Source organism: Pseudobutyrivibrio sp. YE44 (genome assembly GCF_900104335.1).
Taxonomy (GTDB): Bacteria; Bacillota; Clostridia; order Lachnospirales; family Lachnospiraceae; genus Pseudobutyrivibrio.
In genome coordinates this window covers 40,955-63,346 of sequence record NZ_FMXT01000002.1, presented here as the reverse complement: position 1 = coordinate 63,346, position 22,392 = coordinate 40,955, and the positions used below count along the sequence as shown (strand labels likewise).

13 protein-coding genes are annotated in these 22,392 nt (G+C 39.5%); 12 read left to right on the top strand and 1 reads right to left on the bottom strand.

The window, feature by feature from the left end:
• Nucleotides 1-55 precede the first annotated feature (55 nt).
• Nucleotides 56-295, top strand: a complete 240-nt coding sequence (locus BLR54_RS04475) for a hypothetical protein (RefSeq protein WP_090417414.1) — start codon at nucleotides 56-58, stop codon at nucleotides 293-295.
• Between the two features lie 189 nt (nucleotides 296-484).
• On the opposite strand, the gene BLR54_RS04470 is transcribed toward BLR54_RS04475, so the two are convergent.
• Entirely contained in the window at nucleotides 485-940 is a 456-nt protein-coding gene (locus tag BLR54_RS04470; protein ID WP_090417411.1) for an acyl-CoA thioesterase, read from the bottom strand.
• Between the two features lie 827 nt (nucleotides 941-1,767).
• Between BLR54_RS04470 and BLR54_RS04465 the strand changes: the two genes are divergently transcribed.
• The 11 genes from BLR54_RS04465 to BLR54_RS04415 all read left to right on the top strand — a co-directional run bounded on the left by BLR54_RS04465 (nucleotide 1,768) and on the right by BLR54_RS04415 (nucleotide 22,371).
• The gene (locus BLR54_RS04465) at nucleotides 1,768-3,108 is read left to right on the top strand and encodes a butyryl-CoA:acetate CoA-transferase (protein ID WP_090417409.1); all 1,341 of its coding nucleotides are present in this window, start codon (nucleotides 1,768-1,770) and stop codon (nucleotides 3,106-3,108) included.
• 217 nt (nucleotides 3,109-3,325) lie between these two features.
• Entirely contained in the window at nucleotides 3,326-5,731 is a 2,406-nt protein-coding gene (locus BLR54_RS04460) for a glycoside hydrolase family 3 protein (protein ID WP_090417406.1), read from the top strand.
• A 109-nt stretch (nucleotides 5,732-5,840) separates the two neighbouring features.
• On the top strand, nucleotides 5,841-8,492 hold the full coding sequence (locus BLR54_RS04455; RefSeq protein WP_090417404.1) for a GH36-type glycosyl hydrolase domain-containing protein: 2,652 nt from the start codon (nucleotides 5,841-5,843) through the stop codon (nucleotides 8,490-8,492).
• A gap of 10 nt (nucleotides 8,493-8,502) precedes the next feature.
• The gene (locus tag BLR54_RS04450) at nucleotides 8,503-11,583 is read left to right on the top strand and encodes a hypothetical protein (protein ID WP_090417402.1); all 3,081 of its coding nucleotides are present in this window, start codon (nucleotides 8,503-8,505) and stop codon (nucleotides 11,581-11,583) included.
• A 106-nt stretch (nucleotides 11,584-11,689) separates the two neighbouring features.
• Complete coding sequence (locus tag BLR54_RS04445) at nucleotides 11,690-13,093, top strand: ABC transporter substrate-binding protein (protein ID WP_090417398.1); 1,404 nt, start codon at nucleotides 11,690-11,692, stop codon at nucleotides 13,091-13,093.
• Nucleotides 13,094-13,187: 94 nt separating this feature from the next.
• Nucleotides 13,188-14,084: a carbohydrate ABC transporter permease gene (locus BLR54_RS04440; protein ID WP_090418476.1), complete on the top strand. Its 897-nt coding sequence runs from the start codon at nucleotides 13,188-13,190 to the stop codon at nucleotides 14,082-14,084.
• Between the two features lie 3 nt (nucleotides 14,085-14,087).
• Entirely contained in the window at nucleotides 14,088-14,915 is an 828-nt protein-coding gene (locus BLR54_RS04435; protein ID WP_090417396.1) for a carbohydrate ABC transporter permease, read from the top strand.
• A gap of 124 nt (nucleotides 14,916-15,039) precedes the next feature.
• The gene (locus BLR54_RS04430) at nucleotides 15,040-16,590 is read left to right on the top strand and encodes an extracellular solute-binding protein (protein WP_242871198.1); all 1,551 of its coding nucleotides are present in this window, start codon (nucleotides 15,040-15,042) and stop codon (nucleotides 16,588-16,590) included.
• The gene (locus tag BLR54_RS04425; protein WP_090417392.1) at nucleotides 16,553-18,379 is read left to right on the top strand and encodes a sensor histidine kinase; all 1,827 of its coding nucleotides are present in this window, start codon (nucleotides 16,553-16,555) and stop codon (nucleotides 18,377-18,379) included. The genes BLR54_RS04430 and BLR54_RS04425 overlap by 38 nt, the downstream gene beginning before the upstream one ends.
• A 19-nt stretch (nucleotides 18,380-18,398) precedes the next feature.
• Nucleotides 18,399-19,832: a response regulator transcription factor gene (locus BLR54_RS04420; RefSeq protein ID WP_090417390.1), complete on the top strand. Its 1,434-nt coding sequence runs from the start codon at nucleotides 18,399-18,401 to the stop codon at nucleotides 19,830-19,832.
• 91 nt (nucleotides 19,833-19,923) lie between these two features.
• Nucleotides 19,924-22,371 carry a glycoside hydrolase family 16 protein gene (locus BLR54_RS04415; RefSeq protein ID WP_090417388.1) on the top strand — a complete coding sequence of 816 codons (2,448 nt, stop codon included), beginning with the start codon at nucleotides 19,924-19,926 and terminating at the stop codon, nucleotides 22,369-22,371.
• Nucleotides 22,372-22,392 lie beyond the last annotated feature (21 nt).

Genomic DNA, 22,392 nt, shown 5'->3' with positions numbered 1-22,392 from the left:
AGAGCCAAGTAAAATATATGCTAAATAGTTAAAGATAATAAAGGAGATAACTACTATGGGATTTAATCCAGCAGATTTATTTAAAGTAAGAAGTGCAGCGGAGACATTTAATGCAAATCATCCAAAGCTTGTACCATTTTTTAGTGCCGTAAAGGGTCGTGCAATGACTCCTGGAACAGTCATTGAGATTGCAGTTACTGATGCAAGCGGAGAGCGCATCGAAACCAATCTCAGAGTCCAAGAATCTGACTTGGAATTAATTAGACTCCTTGCCGAAATCGGAGCCAAGGGATAAAAAATACGTTAAGTAAGCCAATAGCCAGCACAAATGTGCTGGCTATTATTAATATGCAGTCGCATAATCTAGGCAAGCGCGAGCAGGAAGGCTCCATGCCAAGCTAGGAGGGAGCCGCGAAGCGGAAAGTTGCCTAGCTTGAGTATGGAAGGTGGCCTGCGGGAGCATGAAAAATTTGGAGACTGCATGTTATTTAAATTCGAAGAATTTTGTGTCTAGCTCTGGGTACGCACGTTTCATGGAAATTGGCGAACCAGCTTTATTTACGAAGCAGTGGCGGCTCTTAGCCACAGCACGATCCTCTCCAGTAGCCTTATCGTAAATGCGATATGCAATCTCCATTTCATGACCATCGTAGGAAAGAAGCTTTGTATCTATAATAACTGTTTCGTCGAAGCGAATAGCGCTGCGATGCTCAATAGTCTGTGAAATAACAGGGGAACTGATTTCCATATCCAGCATCTGCTTGAAGCCAAGCCCCATCTGTTCCATCAAATCCATTCTTGCATCCTCCATCCAATTAGCATAATTAGACGTATGAATGATTCCCTGTTGATCTGTCTCATGAAATTTAGTGTGATGCTCAAAAGGGGTAATCTCAACTTGCCTCTTAGCACCAGCAATCTCAATTTCTTGTTTTGCCATAGTCTTACATACCTCCTGATGAAATTTCTTACCCCTATTATAGCACTATTTACGCTTTATGTATGTCACTATTCACAGTTACCCACGCCTATTTATGTCCCCAGCCCTGCCTGCCCCCGCAGCCCAGCCTTCGGTCCCGGCCCCGCCACCTTTCTATATGGTGAACATGATTGACAATGAATTTTGCATTTTCTTAATGCTACAAACGAGCTTTTAGTAGGTGTCTTTTATTTGGTGTTGCACTTTGAAGCTACTGTATGCATTGCACAGACACTTATAAGCATAAATAATGCTCACACTCAAGGTATATAACTATCAGTTGCTTCCATACTCCATTTGCTAAGTGGAATTAAAAAAATGTGTTTTGTATATATAGTCACCGTGCTCAATGTCAACGTCCTGTTGCAAATCGCACTTGTGCCGCCGTCCGTGGCGGCACATGCCTATATATATCAAAACACATTTTTTATTCCACTAAGCGCACTCCAAATTCCAGCAACTGATAGTTATATACCTTGAGTGTGAGCATTTCTAAGTGTATTGTGTGTCTGTGCAATGCATACTGTAGCGCCCAAAGTGCAATGAATATAAAAGACGCCTACTATAAAAAAAGCGCAGTGTAGCATTTAGAAAATACAAATTCTTTGGCTTTGTTCACCATATAGAAAGGTGGCGGGGCCGGGACCGAAGGCTGGGCTGCGGGGGCAGGCGGGGCTGGGGATAATATATACCCTGTAATTGTGAATAGTGAATAAAGTAATTGAAGCGAAAGAGGAATAGTGATAAAATGAGTGTAATTGATAATTTTTTAACGAGCGGAGGTTATTATGGATTTTCAAGCTGAGTACAAGAAAAAGCTTACTACTGCAGCAGAGGCTGTAAAGGTAGTAAAGAGTGGAGATTGGGTTGATTACGGTTGGTGTACAGGCACACCTGACGCCCTTGATAAGGCACTTGCTGCACGCACAGACGAGCTTAGAGATGTAAAGGTTCGTGGTGGTATTCTTATGAAGCAGCCAGCTATCTTTGATCGTGAGGATGCAGCTGAGCATTTCTGCTGGAACTCATGGCATATGGGTGGTATCGAGAGAAAGCTTATTGCTAGAGGTTGTTCTTTCTATGCTCCTATTAGATATTCTGAGCTTCCTAGATATTATCGTGAGCATATTGAGCCAAACGATGTTCTTATGATTGTGGTTGCTCCAATGGACAATCATGGATATTTCAACTTCGGTCCTAACGCATCACATCTTATGGCTGCAGTTGAGAAGTCAAAGCACATCATCGTAGAGGTTAATGAGAACATGCCTCGTTGTCTTGGTGGCTTTGAGGAAGGCGTTCATATTTCAAAGGTTGACGCTATTGTTGAGGGTGAGAACCCAGCAATCGGTGAGATGGGTGCAGGTGGAGCTCCTACAGATGTTGATAAGGCCGTTGCAAAGCTTATCGTTGAGGAGATTCCAAACGGTGCATGTCTCCAGCTTGGTATCGGTGGTATGCCAAACACAGTTGGTGCTATGATCGCTGAGTCAGACCTTAAGGATCTTGGTGTTCATACAGAGATGTACGTTGATGCATTCGTTGATATTGCTAAGGCTGGCAAGATCACAGGAGCTAAGAAGAACATCGACCGTTTCCGTCAGACATATGCTTTCGGTGCTGGTACAAAGAAGATGTACGACTACATGGATGAGAATCCAGAGCTTATGAGTGCACCAGTTGATTATACAAACGACATTCGTCAGATTTCTGCACTTGATAACTTTATCTCAATCAACAACGCAGTTGATGTAGATTTATTTGGTCAGATTAATGCTGAGTCGGCTGGAACAAAGCACATCTCAGGTGCAGGCGGACAGCTTGACTTCGTACTTGGTGCTTACCTTTCAAATGGTGGAAAGAGCTTTGTTTGCCTTTCATCTACCTTCACAACAAAGGATGGTACAGTTAAGAGCCGTATCCGTCCAACACTTGCAGAAGGCTCTATCGTAACAGATACACGTGCTAACACACATTATCTTGTTACAGAGTACGGTAAGGTTTGTCTCAAGGGTCTTTCTATGTGGGAGCGTGCAGAGGCAATTATCTCTATTGCACATCCTGACTTCCGTGATGAGCTCATTGCAGAGGCTGAGAAGATGAACATCTGGAGAAGATCAAACAAGTAAATTAAATATCCACGAGCCCCTAAGTTACGGCTACAAGCCTAATATCTCTCCGCTCAGCATAGAAAGCTTCGCTTGAGAGATATAAGAGCTTGATGCCTACTTGGGGGCTCTTAGTTTTTCTAATTCAAAAATGACACTGATATAAAAATTTAACACTGTTTATCTTCTGTACGTGGGGGTAAAATGGATAAAAATGACATAAATGAGGAGGATAATTATGCAAAAGTGGGCTAGGTTATTATATCAACCTTCTTTGCCGCTGAATGGTGATAGGAGAGTTACAGGAAGTGATGAGCATATTGCCATATCTAGAACAGCAGCAGAAGAAGGTATGGTTTTACTTAAGAATGATGGCACACTTCCGCTTTCCAAAGAGCAACCAGTGGCGGTTTTTGGAAAAGGGGTTGTAGATTATGTTAAAGGTGGCGGTGGTTCTGGTGATGTATATTGCAAGTATGTACATTCCCTTTATGATGGTCTGAAGGCTAAGGGAGTACAGGTATATGAGCCACTTATTGATTTTTATAAGGGAGATATAAAGGCGCAGTATGATAAGGGAAGAAGTCCTGGACTGACTTCTGAGCCACAGTTGTCTGATGAACTTGTTGAGGGTGCAAAGAAGTTTTCAGATACTGCTATCATAGTTATTAATAGATATTCTGGCGAGGGCTGGGATAGAAGTAAGGTGGAGTGTGACAATGAGTTTAATCCTTGGGAAACTGAAACAAGTTTACCTAAGATTTCTGCTGAGATTTTTCCAGAGGGAGATTTTTATCTTACAGCAGAAGAAAAAGCAATGATTGATACTGTAAAAGCAAGCTTTAAAAAAGTGGTTGCTGTACTTAATATTGGTGGAATCATTGATTGTAGATGGCTTAAGGAAGAGGGCATTAATGCGGCTCTTTACATGGGACAGGGCGGCATGGAAGGTGGTGACGCTGCTACAAACGTATTGTTTGGAATGGTGAATCCATCTGGATGTTTGGTGGATACCTTTGCAGGAAAGCTTGAGGATTATCCATCCACAGAAGGCTTCCATGAATCCTTTGATTATGTGGATTATAACGAGGACATATATGTAGGATACAGATATTTCCTTACTATTCCTGGTGCGGCTGACAAAATAGTTTATCCATTTGGATATGGGCTTAGCTACACATCCTTTGAAAGTAAGCTTCTGTCTATGAGTCTTGAGGACGATACATTTTACTTTACTGTAAAGATAACAAATACAGGAAAAGTGGCAGGAAAGAAGGTAGTGCAGCTTTATTATAGTGCACCTCAGGGTAAGCTTTTGAAGCCTGCAAGAGAGCTTGGAGATTTTGCAAAAACAAAGCTTTTGGCACCAGGTGAGAGCCAGGAAATGGTTCTATCCATGGATATGTATAGAATGTCATCTTTTGATGATTTAGGAAAAATAAAGGAAGCTGCCTATGTGCTTGAAAAGGGTGATTACAGCTTTAGCCTGGGACAGGATTCTGCAACTTTGGTAGGTGATCCTATAATCTGGAGCAATCCTGAAGATAAGGTGATTGAGCAGCTTAGTCATAAGCTTGCTCCAGTTGAGTTGAAGCAGAGAATGCTTTCTGATGGAAGTTATGAAGCTTTGCCACAGGGACAGCACAAGGATATTAATGAATCTGTAATTCAAAAGATGGAGCCTGGAACAGAAGAGGCACTTACTCCAGAGGTAAGAGCAAGAGGAAGATACTATCTTATGCATCCTTACAAGGAAGGTGCACATCCTTTCTCAGAGGTTGCAGAAGGAAAAATCACACTTGATGAATTCGTTGACCAGCTTTCTTTAAATGATTTATTGCATTTGACTGGTGGACAGCCTAACACAGGTGTGGGAAACGTGTTTGGTATGGGAAATCTTCCAGAGTATGGTATTCCAAATGCTGTTACAGCTGACGGTCCAGCGGGTGTAAGAATAGCACCTGAAACAGGAGTGCTTACCACGGCACTACCATGCTCAACACTTTTAGCTTCTACCTGGAATAGAGAAATCCTTGAAGAGGTGGGAGATTTAGGCGGAAAGGAGCTTAAGGAAAACAATCTTTGCGTGTGGCTTGCTCCTGCAATTAATATTCATAGAAATCCAATGTGCGGAAGAAACTTTGAATACTATTCCGAGGATCCAGTTCTTACAGGAATTTTGGCATCGTCTCTTGTGCATGGCACCCAAAAGAATAATATGGGAGTTTCTGTGAAGCATTTTGCCTGCAACAATAAGGAAACCAACAGAAAGCACAGTGATTCAAGAGTATCAGAGCGAGCTCTTAGAGAGATATATTTAAAGGCTTTTGAAATCGTTGTTAAGAAAGAACATCCATATACAATTATGAGCTCTTATAATGCTATAAATGGTGAACGAGCTTCTGAAAGTAGAGATTTGTTAACTGGAATCCTTAGAGAAGAATGGGGATTTGAGGGTATGGTTATTTCTGATTGGTGGACAAGAGGAGAGCATTACAAGGAGCTTAATGCTGGAAATGATTTGAAGATGGGAAATGGATTCCCAGAGAGATTAAAGGCGGCAGATGAGTTCGGTGCGCTTGATCATCAGCAGCTCAAAAACAGTGCTAAAGCAATATTAAACACAATTCTCAAATTTGATTAGAAAAACGTAAATACGAATTATAAAAAAGGACACCTGTCTAAAAAAGGTGTCCTTTTTTTAGTGTCCTGCCTTCCATAAGATTAGAGCAGATTATAGAAGGGAGGAACTTATGTCAGGAATAGAATTTATTGATAAAAACGGTAGCTTTAAATTAAACAATCCAAATCATACAAGTGGTTTGTACTTGCCTTTAGCCAGTCTTGTGGGGCTAAAGAGTGCAGTGACGCCAGATTTTAATGGTGACGCAAAAATAGATTATAATCATTTTTTGATTAGTCCAAAAAGCATAATGAACCTAAGCACAGATAGGGACACTAGAAATTTCTTTTTGATTTTTAACGAGGATTTGTGGTCGGTTACAGGAGTATCTGCTGAGCAGGAAGCAAATCGATTTACTGATAAAGAGGATTCTTGCAGCCTTAAGGCTGGAAGAATGTGGCAAACCTTGGAGCGCACAAATGAAAAACTAGGTGTTAAGGCTTCAACAACCATATTTCCTCTCCTAAATCAGAATGCAGAAATCATGCAGATTACAGTTACAAATGAGAGTGATAAAGCAGTGAGCTTTCAGCCTGTTGCGGCTATCCCTCTATTTGGCCGAAGTGCTGACAATTTAAGAGATCATAGACATGTTACATCACTTTTGAACCGTGCTGTTATTTGTCAGGATGGGGTTGTAATGAAGCCTACACTTTCCTTTGATGAACGTGGACATCAGAAGAATGATGTTACCTACTTTGTTTTTGGCTGTGAGGATGAAGGAAAGCTTCCAGTAGCTTTTATTGCAGATGCAGAAAAGTATCTTGGTGAGGGAGGAACTTATCTTAGACCAAGGAGTCTGCTTAAAGGAACAGATAAAACAGATATATGGAAAAAGCCAGGTGATGAGGTTAATGGAAAAGAGACTGTGGGGGTTATGGGATTTGAAAAAAAGACCATAGGGCCACAGGAATCTGTCACTTATCAGTTGGTCATTGGCTTGGCGGAGGATGAGAATATTTCTCACATGGATTCCGTTAGAAGTCTTATTAGAAATAAAAATCAGGTTGATACTGTTTTTAATGAAGTGAAGGATTTTTGGAATAACAGAACATCAATTCATTTTAAGACTGGAAATCAAACCTTTGATAATTATATGGAGTGGATATGTTTTCAGCCAGAATTGAGAAGAATTTTTGGATGCTCCTTCTTGCCACATCACGATTATGGAAAAGGTGGAAGAGGGTGGAGAGATCTGTGGCAGGATTGTTTGGCCTTGTTGCTGATGAATTCTGAAGTTGTAAGAGAGATGATTCTTTCTAACTTTAAGGGCGTCAGATTAGATGGAACAAATGCCACAATCATCGGTAGTAAACCAGGAGAGTTTAAGGCTGATAGAAATGGAATATCAAGAGTATGGATGGATCACGGCTTTTGGCCATTTCTTACAGTTAAATTGTATATGGACCAGACGGGTGATTTGGACATATTAAATCAGGAAATTACATATTTTAGTGAAAAAGAGCAGAAGAAACCACCTGTTGGAACGGTGTTTGAACACATCCTTCTTGAAAATCTTGCAGCTTTTTACGATGTGGGAGAGCATAACCAAATAAAGCTTAGAAATGCAGATTGGAATGATGCATTAGATATGGCAGCTGATAGAGGAGAAAGTGTTGCCTTTACCTGTGGCTATGCTGGCAATCTAAAAGATATTGCTACGTATTTGCGAATCCTAAAGGCTAAAAGTGGTATTACACAAATGGCTATAGCTACCGAGATGCTTAGTCTTCTATATGAAGATTCCTTAGAGGTTTTCAGTAGCCCAATTGCAAGAAATAGTGTTTTAGACAGATACAAAGAACAGATTGCTACAGGAATATCTGGAGATAAAGAACTTGTGGATATAGAAAAGATTGCCTTGTTATTAGAGCATAAATCCGATTACCTGATGAAGCTCATTAGAAGGGAAGAATGGGTGGAAGATGGCAAGGGTAATGGCTGGTACAACGGTTATTACGACAATCTGGGAAGAAAGGTCGAGGGATGTTTTTGTGATGAGGTGAGGATGATGCTGACAGGCCAGGTATTTTCCATTATGAGTGGCACTGCAAAAAATGATTCTGTGCTAGAAATAATCAAAGCTGCGGATAAGTATCTTTTTAGAGAGAAAATTGGTGGATATGTTTTGAACACAGATTTTAAGGAGCTTAGAACTGACTTGGGGCGTATGTTTGGTTTTTCTTATGGAGATAAGGAAAATGGTGCGGTGTTTTCACATATGTCAGTAATGTATGGCAATGCCTTATATCAAAGAGGCTTTGTTGAACAGGGTTATAAGTCATTAATTACCTTGTTTAAGGCTGCTTCAAATTTTGAAAAAAGCAAAATATATCCAGGCATTCCTGAATACTTCAATGGTGAGGGAAGAGGCTTATACAATTATCTAACTGGGGCCGCAAGCTGGTATTTACTTACAATGGTTACTCAGGTTTTTGGTGTGCGAGGTAGCGCTGGTGATTTACATATAGAGCCTAAGCTATTAAGTGAGCAGTTTGATAAGGATGGTGTAGCTGAAATAAAGCTTCCCTTTAGAGGTCATAGTTTTGTTGTTAGATACATTAACAAGAAAAAGTTAAATTATGGGGAATACACCTTAGGGCAGGTGATTCTTGATGGAACCTGTAAGGTTGAGCCACAGCGTAAAAGTGTAACAATCCCAGAAAACTGGATTCTAAATTGGAATGAAAAAAATCATGTTATAGAGATTGAGCTTAAGTGAGGAGAATGGTATGAACATAAATTCTAATGTAAAGGATGAGATAAAGGATTATGGAAGAAAGAGTGCTTTTGCAAGTTTTCTTCCTGGAATAGCAGGAATTAAGGGTACTCCTATCTGGTGTTACTACGTGAACCGAGGACAAGGGGTAGTAAGCTTTGGTGTTAGGGATAAGGACAACGGAATTATGGAATTTTATCCTGCACACACAGCTTATCAGACTGTAAATAAGACTGGTTTTAGAACTTTTATAAAATCTGGAGAGGATTTTTATGAACCCTTTGCCAAGGCTGGCGAAGAAAACAAGATGACTGTTCTTATGAATGGTTTAGTTCTTGAAGATAAAAATAATGAGCTTCAGTTGAAAGTGAATGTCAGCTACACAACTCTTCCTGGTGAATCTATAGGAGCTCTTTTGAGGGTTGTGGAAATTACAAATGAAGGAAGCGAAAGCAAATCTCTTCAGGTGTTAGATGGTATGCCAGCACTTGTTCCATACGGAGTTGGACAGGAGAGCCTGAAGATGATGGCACAGACTACCAAGGCGTGGATGCAGGTGGAGGATGTAGATATCAATTGTCCATATTATCGTGTGCGTGTAAGCATGGAGGATTCTGCAGAGGTTCAAAAGATAGATGGAGGAAACTTTGCTTTTGGATGCTTAGGTAATGGTGAAAAGCTTCCTGTAATTGTTGATCCAAACCTGGTATTTTCTTACGACTTATCACTGGATAGTCCTGAGGGATTTAAGAGTACATCTCTCAAGGAATTATATGGAAAGCATCAGAATACCTCCAATGAGTTACCATGTGCTTTCTTTGGTGCGTCTAAAGAGCTGGAAGCTGGCGAAACTTTCACCTTGTATGAAATGATTGGCCAGGTAAGAAATAAGGATATATTGAACAACTTTTTATCAAAAGAGATTAATAGTAGTTATTTTGAGGATAAGTTTGCGGAGGCTATAAATCTTGCTGATGAATTAACAGAAGGAGTAGCTACAAAAACTGCAAACAAGACCTTTGATGATTATTGTCGTTACACATATATGGATAATGTGCTTAGAGGTGGATTGCCTATAAAGCTCACAGATAATCATACCTTTTACGTGTATTCAAGAAAGCACGGTGACCTTGAACGTGATTACAACTATTTTTCTATGACGCCAGAGTTCTATTCTCAGGGAAATGGGAATTTTAGAGATGTAAATCAAAACAGACGATGTGATACATTTTTCAGCCCTTATGTGGAAGCAACCAATATAAAGATGTTTTATTCCCTATTGCAGCTTGATGGCTACAACCCATTAAAGATAGAGCAAATGCGTTACCAGGTAAGCGAAAAGCTTGTGGAGGATTTAAAGCTATCTCAGCCATTTACGCCAGGAGAACTGGTGGCAGCTATTGTAGATGGTGATTCATCTTGTGGTGGAGACTTTAATGAAAGCTGCCAGCGTAGGTTTGAGGACATTATGACTCAGGCAATAGAAACTGTTAATGCAGATTTTGGTGAGGGATATTGGAGTGATCACTGGACTTACAATCTTGATTTAATCGAAGACTATCTTGAAATTTATCCGGATAAAAAGGATGAACTACTTTTTGATACAAAAGTGAAGGCTTTTGATGCTGCAGTTAAGGTTAAGCCTAGATGTGAGAGATACGTAAATACGAAGAATGGAGTTCGTCAGTACAAATATCTTGAAGAAAGAGCTAATGCTTTGAAAGAAGCTGGATATGCCTTGGATAAAAATGGTAAAGAAGTTGAAATGTCTCTTATGGCAAAGTTAATTCTTCTTTCCGCTATAAAGTTTGCTACTTTGGACCCAGAAGGTCTTGGGGTTGAAATGGAAGGTGGTAAGCCTGGTTGGTATGATGCCTTAAATGGTTTGCCAGGGATGCTTGGTTCTTCTATGAATGAGACCTATGAATTGGCAAGAATGGTTAAATTCGTAATTACGAACTTAAAGGATTGTAAAAGAGATTTAGCCTTCCCGGAGGAGATTGTAGATTTCCTTTCATATCTATCAGAAGTAGAAAAAGAAGAGTATGATGCCGTTACTCGTTGGAATATGAGAAATGACTTGAAGGAAGAATATAGAGCAAGAGTATATGAAAATCTTTCAGGTAACTTAGAGACTATTTCCAGCGAAAAGCTCGTTACCTATCTGGAAGCTTTTGATAGAACACTTGGTGCGGGAATCCACAAGGCTATTCAGCTTGGGGATGGAATACCAATGGCATACTTTAGCTATGAAGTGGACGAATTTGAGGAGACAGAGAAGGGCATCGTTCCAAAGCATTTTAGTCTTGTAAAAATACCATACTTCCTGGAGGGACCAGTTCGTTATCTAAAGCTAAACAGTAGCTTGGATGATAAGAGAAAGATTTATTCAAAGATTAAAGACAGCGATTTGTACGACGCGAATCTTTCCATGTACAAGGTTAATGCATCCTTAGAGGAAGCAAGCTTTGAGTTGGGAAGATGTAGAGCCTTCACTCCAGGTTGGTTGGAAAATGAGTCTATATGGTTACACATGGAGTACAAGTATTTGTTAGAGCTATTACGTAGTGGATTATATGAGGAATTCTTTAGTGATTTCAAAGATGCAGCCATTCCATTTTTAGATAAGGATTCCTATGGAAGAAGTACCCTTGAAAACTCTTCCTTTATTGCAAGTTCAAAAAATCCTAACAAGGCTATTCACGGAAAGGGGTTTGTAGCCAGATTAAGTGGCTCAACAATTGAATTTATAAGCATGTGGAAGCTTATGTTTTTTGGTGCACATTTATTTACATCTAATAAAGATGGTGAGATTTGTTTTGCTCCAGAGCCTGCTATTCCAGAGTATCTTCTTTTGGAAGCTGATAATAAATATACGGTTGAGGCAACCATGCTTGGAGAAACAAAGGTAGTTTATGAGGTTGATGAAAAGCAGAATTATATTCCAGGAGATTACAGGATTACAAGCATGACTGTGGAATTTAATGAGGGAGAGAGGCTTAGTGTTGAAGCCGAATCTATCCTTGGTGAGGCTGCAGAAAAAATCAGAAATCGTCAGGCAAAATCAATAACTATAAAAATGACACCTAACTAAAAAAAGTATCATTTTTTCAGTCCAATACGAATTCTATAATTCAGATATAACAAAGGTTACAGAAATAGTAATCAAAGAAAAACAATAATATTGGGAGGAAGAAAAAATGAAAGTAAAAAAACTTTTAGCTACTCTTCTTGTTGGAGCAATGACACTTTCTATGGTGGCTTGCGGCAGCGATGGTAGCGACAGCGGTTCCGCTTTAGAAGGCGATAACGTTGATTCAGCAACAGTTGGAAATGCAGATGCTGAGAAGCTGGTTGTATGGACACTTGCAAAGGATTTACAGACTTTTGCTGAGAAGTATGCTGAGACTCACGATGTTCAGATTGAGACAGTTGTTATTGAGCCAGCAGATTACGCCACAAAGGTTCAGACAGCCTTAAATGGTGGACAGACAACACCAGACATTATCGTTGGAGAGCCACAGATGCTGGAGGATTTCTATGACGCAGGATACTTCGAGGATCTTAATCAGGCGCCATACAATGCTCAGGATTATGCTGATCAGATTGTAGATTATGTATGGGAAGTTGGTCAGGATAGTGATGGAATCCAGAGAGCTATCTCTTATCAGATTACACCAGCAGGTATGTACTATCGTAGAGATATTGCTGAGAAGGTTTTCGGAACAGATGATCCAGAAGAAATCGGTAAGCTTTTTGCTGATTATAATACACTTCTTGATACTGCAAAGACACTTAAGGATGCTGGTTACAGAATCTTCGCATCAGATGCTGAAATGTCATATTTCTCAGGTGATTCAGCTTGGGTGGTAGATGGCAAGCTTAACGTTGCACAGGCAAGAAAAGACTACATGGATTTAGTAATCGACCTTTATAAGAATGATTACACTGCATATGCAAATCAGTGGTCTACACCTTGGTATCAGGCTATGGCAGGAGAGGTTCCTATTCTTACAGCTGATATTCAGAACTACGCAGATGATTCTGTAAACGTATGGGATGCTGATGCTTTTGAAGAAGCAACAAAGGATCTTGATAAGACAGAAGTATTTGCATTTGGTCTTCCTAGCTGGGGAGTTCTCACACTTAGAGACAATGTTGGAGAAACCTCTGGTAAGTGGGGTGTATGCTCAGGTCCAGCCTATGGATTTGGTGGTGGTACTTTTATTGGTATTTCAGCATACTCAGAGCACAAGGATCTTGCATGGGATTTCTTAAAGTGGGTAACACTTGATGAAGAAACAGCAGAATGGTGGATTGAAAAGTCTGAGGGAGACACAGTTTCACTTATTTCAGTTCTTGAAAAGCATAAGGATGATGAGAATCCTGTATATGGAAATCAAAAGCTTTATGCCTTCTGGCAGGAGCAGGCTGCAGGCATCGATTATTCAAAGGTAACTCGATATGACAAGATTATTAACGATGCATGGGGTAATGCTATTTCGAACATAAAGACAGGTGCAATGTCTAAAGAAGATGCTATTAATGAATTTTATGATTTAGTTGAATCTACATATCCAGAAATTGAAGTAGTAAGAGAATAAATCCAAGTTAACAGGGGCTGGCTAAGGCCGGCCCTGGTTAATGATAGAGTGATGAAGGGAGGAAATGATGAAAGCTTTTTCTATAAAGAATTTGATGAAGAATAGGAATAATGCGGCATACCTGTTTGTGCTCCCATTCATCATCGTCTTTTTTATTTTTAATGTATATCCAGTTTTGAGAACTTTGTTTCTTAGTTTCACAGAGTACAAGGGTTATGGTGACCCAGCATTCATTGGTATTGAAAACTATAAGAGAGTGGTGGGAGATAAATTCTTCTGGCGAGCTCTTGGTAACACTATAAAAATGTGGAGCCTTAATATTGTACTTCAGTTAGGTTTGGCATTTTTGCTTACCATGGTCTTTTCAGATATTAAGTATAAAATCACAGGGCTTCCTGTATTTAGAGCAGTTTATTATTTGCCAAATCTTATTGCTGCAACTTCAGTTGCATTTCTTTTTAAAACACTTTTGGATTGGAAGTATGGAACCTTTAACCAGATACTTTTAGCTGTTGGTGTGATTGACCAGCAGGTAAATTGGCTTGGAGATACAAAGACTGCATGGGCAGTTATATCAGTGATTCAAGCATGGATGTGGTTTGGTAATTCTTTCATTATGCTGATGGCAGGTGTACAGGGAATTCCTACAGATTACTTTGAGGCAGCTGCTATCGATGGGGCCGGAAGATGGACCACTTTTGGAAAGATTACATTGCCACTTTTAAGACCAATCCTTTTGTACATAGCAGTCACATCACTTATTGGTGGATTACAGCTTTTTGATTTGCCATTTTTAATGAGTGGCGCCAGTGGTCCTTCCACACAAGGAGCACCAGGTGGAACTCTTCAGACTGTTGTTATGTACCTTTACAAATTTGGATTTGAAACACATCAGGTGGGCTTTGCATCTGCAATAGCGTACACACTGTTTATCATAATTTTAATTGTGTCAGTCATGGAGTTTAAATTTATTGGAGGAAAGGAGGAATAGAGTATGACTAATAAAATTAAAAAAGGAATATTATATATAGCTCTCGTTGCGTTGGCTCTATCCTGCTTGCTTCCTTTTTGGCTTATGATTGTCAATTCAACACGATCGGGAGTTGAGATTACTCATTCTTTTTCATTTATTCCAGGGCACAGCCTTAGAGATAATTGGATAGTATTATTTGATTATGTAAATCTTTTTACTGGTTTCTTTAACAGTTTAAAGGTAGCTGTGCCTGCAACCCTTTTAACAGCTTATTTCTCTGCTATCACAGCCTATGCCATGGCCATGTATGAATGGAAGGGAAATAGTTTATTGTTCAAGGTTATCGTAGTTTTTATGATGATACCTTCACAGCTTTCTCTCATTGGTTTTTATAACCTTTGTCAGAAGCTTAGACTTATTGATTCCTATGTGCCACTAATTGTGCCAGCTATAGCAGCTCCTGGTATTGTCTTTTTCTTACGTCAATATACGAAATCTACATTATCAAAAGCGTTGCTTGAAGCAGCAAGAATTGATGGGGCCTCAGAAATACTAACCTTTCACAAAATTGTTCTCCCTATTATGTCTCCAGGAATTGCAACAATGTCCATTGGTGCATTCATTGGAAATTGGAACAGTTACCTGGTACCATTAATACTTTTGAATACCCCAAAGAAAATGACATTACCCGTTATGATCTCTACTCTTAATGCGGCAACTGACTTGCAGAAGAACCAAGGCGCAATATATCTTGGTGTGGCTATATCAGTAGTGCCAATTATGATTGTATTTAGCTTTTGTTCTAAATACATTATCAGCAGTATATCTGCAGGTGGCGTCAAGGAATAAAAACAAAAGAGAACGGACTGGAGCAAAAACTTGCACCAGTCTTGTTTTCGTTGAAACCAAAAGATGCAATCAGTATAATGAAAAAATGGAAACTAGAAGGAAAATTTTAAAAAAGTCAATATCGATGATTCTATTGTCAACACTAGCGGTAGGGTGTGGTCAAACTGGAAACTCTGATAAAAATTCTGGTGCTGATCAACAGGTTACTCTAGATTGGTATATCAATTATTCTTGGTTTAATACCGGTTGGGGAAGTAATGCTGTCTCAAGAGCTATTACAGATAAAACTGGTGTTAATATCAATTTCATTACCCCTCAAGGAAATGAAGAAGAAAAGCTTAATGCTTTGATGAAATCAGGGGCTCTTCCCGATTTGATTACCTTGGGATGGTGGGAGCCACAGGTTAATGAAATGATTCAAAAGGACATGGTATATGCCATTAATGAATTGGCGGATGAATATGATACATACTTTTATCAGGTATGTGATAAACAGGCAGTGGATTTCTACACTCAAAGAGATGGAAATATCTATGGATATCCTTGTTCGTCGGTAACACCAGAGGATGTTAAAGAACATGATAACATCGGTTCTAATCAGACTTTTTTGGTTAGAAAGGATATATACGAGGCTATTGGAAGTCCAGATATGACCACCATAGAGGGCTTTGAAAGTGCCGTGAAGCAGGCGACGCAGATGTTTCCAGAGGTAAACGGAAAGCCTTTGATTCCAGTAGGTGCCCACAGCTTTGATGATATGGGAAATGTATCCTTTGATAAATATATGCAAAACTTTCTGGCGGTTCCCTATGAAAAGGATGGGAAGCTTTATGATAGGAACACTGACCCAGAGTATATAAAGTGGATGAAGATGTTTAGACGTCTAAATCAACAAGGATATATCACTACAGATGTTTTTACAGACCAGCGAATTCAGATGGAAGAGAAAATTGCTGATGGAAGATACTTTTGCATGATGTATCAATATACTGATATGTCTGATCAGCAAAAGGAGTTATATTCTAAGGCGCCTGGAAGTATTTATATGGCGGTAGACGGGCCAAAGAACTCAAAGGGGGAAGACCATATTCTTCCAACCAACACTGCTAGTGGTTGGACCATAACTATGATTTCGAAAAACTGCAGGAATCCTGAAAAGACCATAAAGTTTTTGGACTATATGATTTCTGAAGAAGGTCAGAAAATGGTTTATTTAGGAGTGGAGGGAATCACCTACGATGTTGTTGATGGCAAAGAGGTGATTAAGCCAGAGGTGCTGCAGCTGCTAAATAAAGACCGAACATCTTATGATCAGATATATGGGGCTGATGATGCATACTGGATGCTACAAGATAATGTTATGCAGCTTAAATGGAAAACCGAGAACACATCACCAACTTCCCAGTTGGAAAAGTGGACCTATAAATATGCTACCTACACCGGTCAGTATGATGTGATTTTTCCAGCTGATACTGAGGATGCCTATATAAGCAGTCAACTTGATAACCTATGGAGCGACACTCTTCAAGAGCTACTGCTGGCACCTTCAGACCAGGAATTCGACAAAATATTAGAAGATTATAAAAACCAGAGAGACGAGCTAGGTTTTGAACAATTACAGGAGAACAGATACAGGTATGTCCTTGAAGCTAAAAATCGTTTGGGAATCGATTAGAGGAATGAAATTGAATACAAAGCTTACGGGAATCATTCTTGTATTTGTTATGATTCCCATAGCTATTTTAAGTGGAATCATGTTTTACAATATGGAGCAATCAACCATACAGGAAAATGTTTCCTACATGGATGCCACCATGGTTCGTAGGCAGGATAGTATTAAGAACAACGTGGATTCTATAAATATGACCACCCAGTTTTTCTTGTCAAATCAGACTATGAACCAGGTGCTGATTGATGCGAGTCAGGGAAATACCTACGATACCACCCAGTGGATTTCTATATATCATAATGATGTAGCTGCCCTTGAAAGACTTATTAATAACAACCCTGTTTTGGGCGGTGTTAGATATTATTGTAAAAACGATAATGTGCAGGAGCTTATGCCGGTTCTATTTGATAATAGCCGACTTGAAAAGCAGGAGTGGGTAGAAACTGCAGCTAATGGCGGCTGGGTTTTCAATTATAGAGACAGTCTTTTTGAGGCTTCTGATAACACACCCATGTTGGCTCTTATAACACCTATCTATCATAGAAAGTATGGTGAAATTGGAGTTATCGAAGCCAATATGAAGATGCAGACCATGTTTCCTTCTCTATATGAGAATATTTCAGATGAAACAAGCTGCTTTGTTACAGAGGATGGAACCGCAATTTTTGGTGGAAAAGATAATCAGACAGTTAAGAGCATTGCAACGGCTTTAGCTGATGAAATGGACATGGCAGTATCAAAGGGGCAGGAGCCAGGAATAAGAACCTACTATGACCGAGCACAAAAGAGTGTAATTTCCTGTATGTATATTAAGGAATTATCTGGAACACTGGTTTCAGTAGAGGATATTTCTTCCAGCGTGGAAGGGGTATATGCCCAGAGAAATAGCTTTGTGTTTGGAATGATTATAATTCTTGTAGTTTTGACCTTTGCTATTAATGCTATCGTAAACCAAGTCTTAAGCAAATTTTATGAGGTGCTTTCTACTATAAGAACAGTTCGTAAAGGCGATATTACTGTTCGAACGATAGAATCTGGTAGAGAGGACGAAATGGGAGAGTTGGCACATCAGGTTAACCGAATGTTAGACAATATTCAGGAGCTGATGCAGCAGAACATTGACAGGGAGATTTTGGCAAAGGATAGTCAGATAAAGGCTCTTCAAAATCAGATTAATGCTCATTTTATTTATAACGTGCTGGAGTCTATAAAAATGATGGCGGAGATGCAGGAGGAATATGATATTTCCGACGCCATTACAAGTCTTGGAAAGCTTCTTCGCTATAGCATGAAGTGGACTTCAAAAACAGTTTTCATTTCGGATGAGCTTGAATACATTAAGAACTATATGGCTCTTATTAACCTTAGATTTGATTACGAAATATTCCTTTCGTTGAATATTCCAGAGGAAATCGAAAGACTTAGGATACCTAAGATGTCGCTACAGCCTATCATTGAAAATGCCATTATTCATGGAATTGAGGAACTGGCTGATGATACAACAATCTATATTAAGGGGATTGTGGAAGGTCAGGATTGTAGAATAGAAATCACTGACAATGGCCGAGGAATGAATGAAGAGGAGTTGAAAAGGCTTGAAGACAAGATAGCAGGCCTTGCTCCAGATGGTGGTGGATCAGGAAATGGAATAGGTCTTAAGAATGTTCAAGACAGACTACACATAGCCTTTGGAGAGGAATACGGAATTACTGTATCTACCAGGGAAGGTTGCTATACAAAGGTTTGCGTAACTATTCCTATGAAGCAGATAAATATAGAGGCTGCATATCAATAATATATTAGGGGTTAATCTTATGAAATCAGTACTTGTGGTTGAAGATGAAAAATTAATTAGACAGGGAATTGCATCTATGATAAAGCGAAGCGGGGTTCCTGTTGAGAAAATATATGAAAGCAACAATGGCTTAGCGGCAATGGAGATATTAAAGGAAAATGATATTGATGTTATTTTCACAGATATCAGAATGCCAAAGATGAATGGAATCGAATTGGTTCAGGAGATTCAGTCTCTTGAGAATCCTCCTTTGGCGGTGGCAATCAGCGGTTACGATGACTTCGCATATGCGGTTGAAATGCTACGACAAGGGGTAAGAGAGTATATCCTTAAGCCTGTAGAGCGTGAAAAGCTAAAGGAAATATTGCAGAAGCTTGAGGATGAAATCAATCATCGCATAGAGAGTGAGAAAAACTCCGAGGCTATAGATAAGCAGCTTTTGAAATACATTTTGAGTGATAAGGAAGCCTCACCAGAAAATATGGAAGTGCTTTCTAGAAAGCTTACCAAGGTGGTAGGAAGCGAATATCAGGTGGTGGTTGCAGCAGAGAGGCTACATTTAGAGTGCTCTGATGGAGTGGTGCTTAATGACGTGGATGGTCAGGATGTATTTGTCATAAGCAGAAGATATGGGAAAAGTTTTCCTACAGATAAATATATAGGGATAAGTGACTGTTTTTCAAAGGGAGCGGATATTAAGACTGCCTACCAGCAGGCAAAAAATCGTAGAGGAGAGGCATTTCTTCGTGGGATAACTCTAGTAGATACAGATTTGATGGCTCCAAAATCTGAGTTAGTTGATGAGGCAAAAAAACTGATTTCCAGCAAAGCTATTTCGGCGAAGGTTCAGCTTATGGGAACAGACAGACTTTCAGAATTAATCAAAGAATGGGAAAGTATATTTCTTGCAGCATCTAGAGGTCAGATTAATCCTATGGATTTTACAAAGGCTATTAAGGCGTTTTCAAAAGAGTACACCACTGTGTACAAGAGAGAGTTTGATGATGTGTTAATCAATCCTTTTGTATGGATTAGCCTAGAGAATTACAAGGCTTCCTTTATGAAGTTTATAGTTGAAGCTAATGCAATTATTAAAAGCGGTACACAGGTGGATGCCACTGAAGAGAAAATTAAGGCAGCCTTGGAATACGTAAATGCGAACTTTGCCAAGGATCTGAATATGGCTGTGGTGAGCAACCAGGTTTCAATGAATTACTCATTATTCTCTGCAGAGTTTAAAAACTATACTGGTACAAACTTTGTAAACTACGTAAAGGACTTACGAATGGCTGAGGCAAAAAAGCTTTTGATTGAAACAGAGCTTAAAGTCAACGAGATTTCTACAAGGGTTGGCTATGACAATGAGAAGCATTTCATGAAAAGCTTTAAGACATATGTAGGTGTGTCGCCAAGTGAGTATAGGAAAAATGGTAGAGTTGCCAAGGAAAAATAAAAAATGAAACCATTATAAAAATAATACACTGTTTCCTCTTTTTGTAGAGATTAAAATAAATCTATATTAAACAAAGGAGGAGAAAACAGAAATGTTAAAAAGAACAAAGATGTTAAAGCTTTGTATGTGTCTTATGGCTTCGTCACTTGCGGTGACAAGTACTATTCAAGCCACAACATATGAGGTTCATGCTGAGGAGTCGGACAAATCCAAAATCTCATCTATGGAGTATAAGGATGGTCCGACTCTTACTGCATCAGGAATCAATGAGGCAAGCTATGGATTTCAGATGCCCGTATTCAATGGGGGAGAGAGCAGCTGGAATGACGTAGTAAATGATTTGGCTGTTAACGTAAAGGTTGATGGGCAATGGGTTGACATTGATTCTGTTAACGAGTTTGTTTACAACAGTAATTGGGGTCATTGGTCAGACAGCGGATTTAATGGATATTGGTTCAAGGTTAGTGAGACTACATATGTGCAACTATATTCTAAATCAAATCCTAGTGTCACATTGGATTATAATCTTATTCTTAACAAGCCAAATGTTGATAAAGTCACAGCTCTTGCACCAACTGCAGGTGATGTGATTTCAGCAAATAGAACTGGTACAGGATTTATTGCTTTTCCAAATGCTATTTCAGATGGAGGAAGCTTTGGAACAAATTCTGACAGTCTTGTTGTTTATGTAAAGGGTGTTGGAGAAGATGATAGTCAATATGTAAAGATGTTCGATAATCCTGATAGTGGATGGATTTATGACAATAACTGTGGTATCGAGCAGTATGGTTATTGGATTAAGGTGGCTGACAAAGGTTCTATCAACGTAAAGCTTGCCTTGAAGAATCATGAAAACGTAAATACGGTATATACAATTACTTATTCTGATACTGAGAGAGGTGATTACAAACTTTATCCAAATGGCTCAACTACAATTGTTGCCGATTCAACTAGTGGAGCTTGTGGTTTGGTTTTCCCTTATATTGGTCAGAACAATAACGATGGACTTCCAACAAACAAGGAATTAGATAACTTTGTTATTCAGTATTACGATGGAAACGATTGGGTGAATTTGGGTGACAGCTCTCGTAGTGGCTGGTTTTACCAGGGAAATGGATATGTGAAGTCTTCTTCAAAAAATCAGTGGGGCTACTTTGATGATTATGTATACGGTCTTTGGTTTCAGCCTGTAACAGAGGATTTTAGACTTCGTATTGGCTATCCAGAAAATAGCAAGAAGGATGGAGCAATCAATGACAACTATGTGGAGTATCAGTTTGTAGGGGCTCCAGATGCTTACCGTCCTGAGGATGTACCAATGGATAATATTCAGGTAGGCGGAGCAGGTAGCGATGCAAATGCCCTTGAGGGATGGACACTCTATTATAACGATGAGTTTAATGGTAGCAGCCTAGATATGAATAGCTGGAGCTATAATACAGGATTCCTTCTTGATCCATCAGAACCAGGAACCGCTGGCTGGGGAAATAACGAAAAGGAATACTATACTGATAGTTTAGAAAATGTTTATGTAGGAGATGGCAGTCTTCATCTTGTTGCAAAGCATCAGCCACATACCTTTACATGTACAGACCCAGCTCAGACAAAGGTAACAGCAGATTACTCTTCAGGAAAGATTATTTCAAAAGATAAAGTAAAGTTTACATATGGAAGAATTGATTTCAGAGCAAAGCTTCCTGCAGGCAAGGGACTTTGGCCAGCTCTTTGGCTTCTTCCTAATGACGATATTTATGGAACATGGGCAGCTTCTGGTGAGATCGATGTAATGGAAGCTAGAGGCAGAGTTACCAATTCATCAAGTGGAACAATTCATTACGGTGGTCAGTGGCCAGGCAACACTTATACAGGTGCAGATTATATCTTCCCTGATGGTTCTAGTTTTGATGACGATTATCATGTATATAGCTGTGTTTGGGAGCCAGATTGCATTAAGTGGTATGTGGATGGACAGTGCTTCTCAAATATCCCTAAGAGTCAGTGGTATTCAGCCGGCTCGCCAACAGACACCGCACCATTTGATCAGGATTTCTATATTATTATGAATCTTGCAGTAGGTGGATGGTTTGATGGAGGCATAGTACCAGATTCAGATTTCACCTCAGCAGAAATGCTTGTGGATTACGTGAGAGTTTATAAAGAAGATGGTACATGGACTCCAGGACAGAGTGGCACAACAAAACCTCCAGTGCAGGAAGAAAATCAAAGTCAGCCTGTTCAGAAACCACAGATTCCAAGCAGTGGAAAAGGTTTCGTAAACAATGGGGATGGCACAATTACCTTCTATGTATATGCAAATGAGGATGAAATGGTTCCACTTGTATTCTGTGGCTTTAACAAGACAAATCCAACGCTTTCAGAGCTTGGAGGACATGTTATGGAAAAGGTGTCAGGTGTTCCAGGACTTTATACATGTACAGTTGGAATTGATGGAAGCACAGTGTCTTATATGTATGGATATACACCTATGGGACAGAATGGAAGAATTGATTCTGAGATGGTAACAGAAATGATTAGATAAGAAAAAGACTCTAGTCTCAAT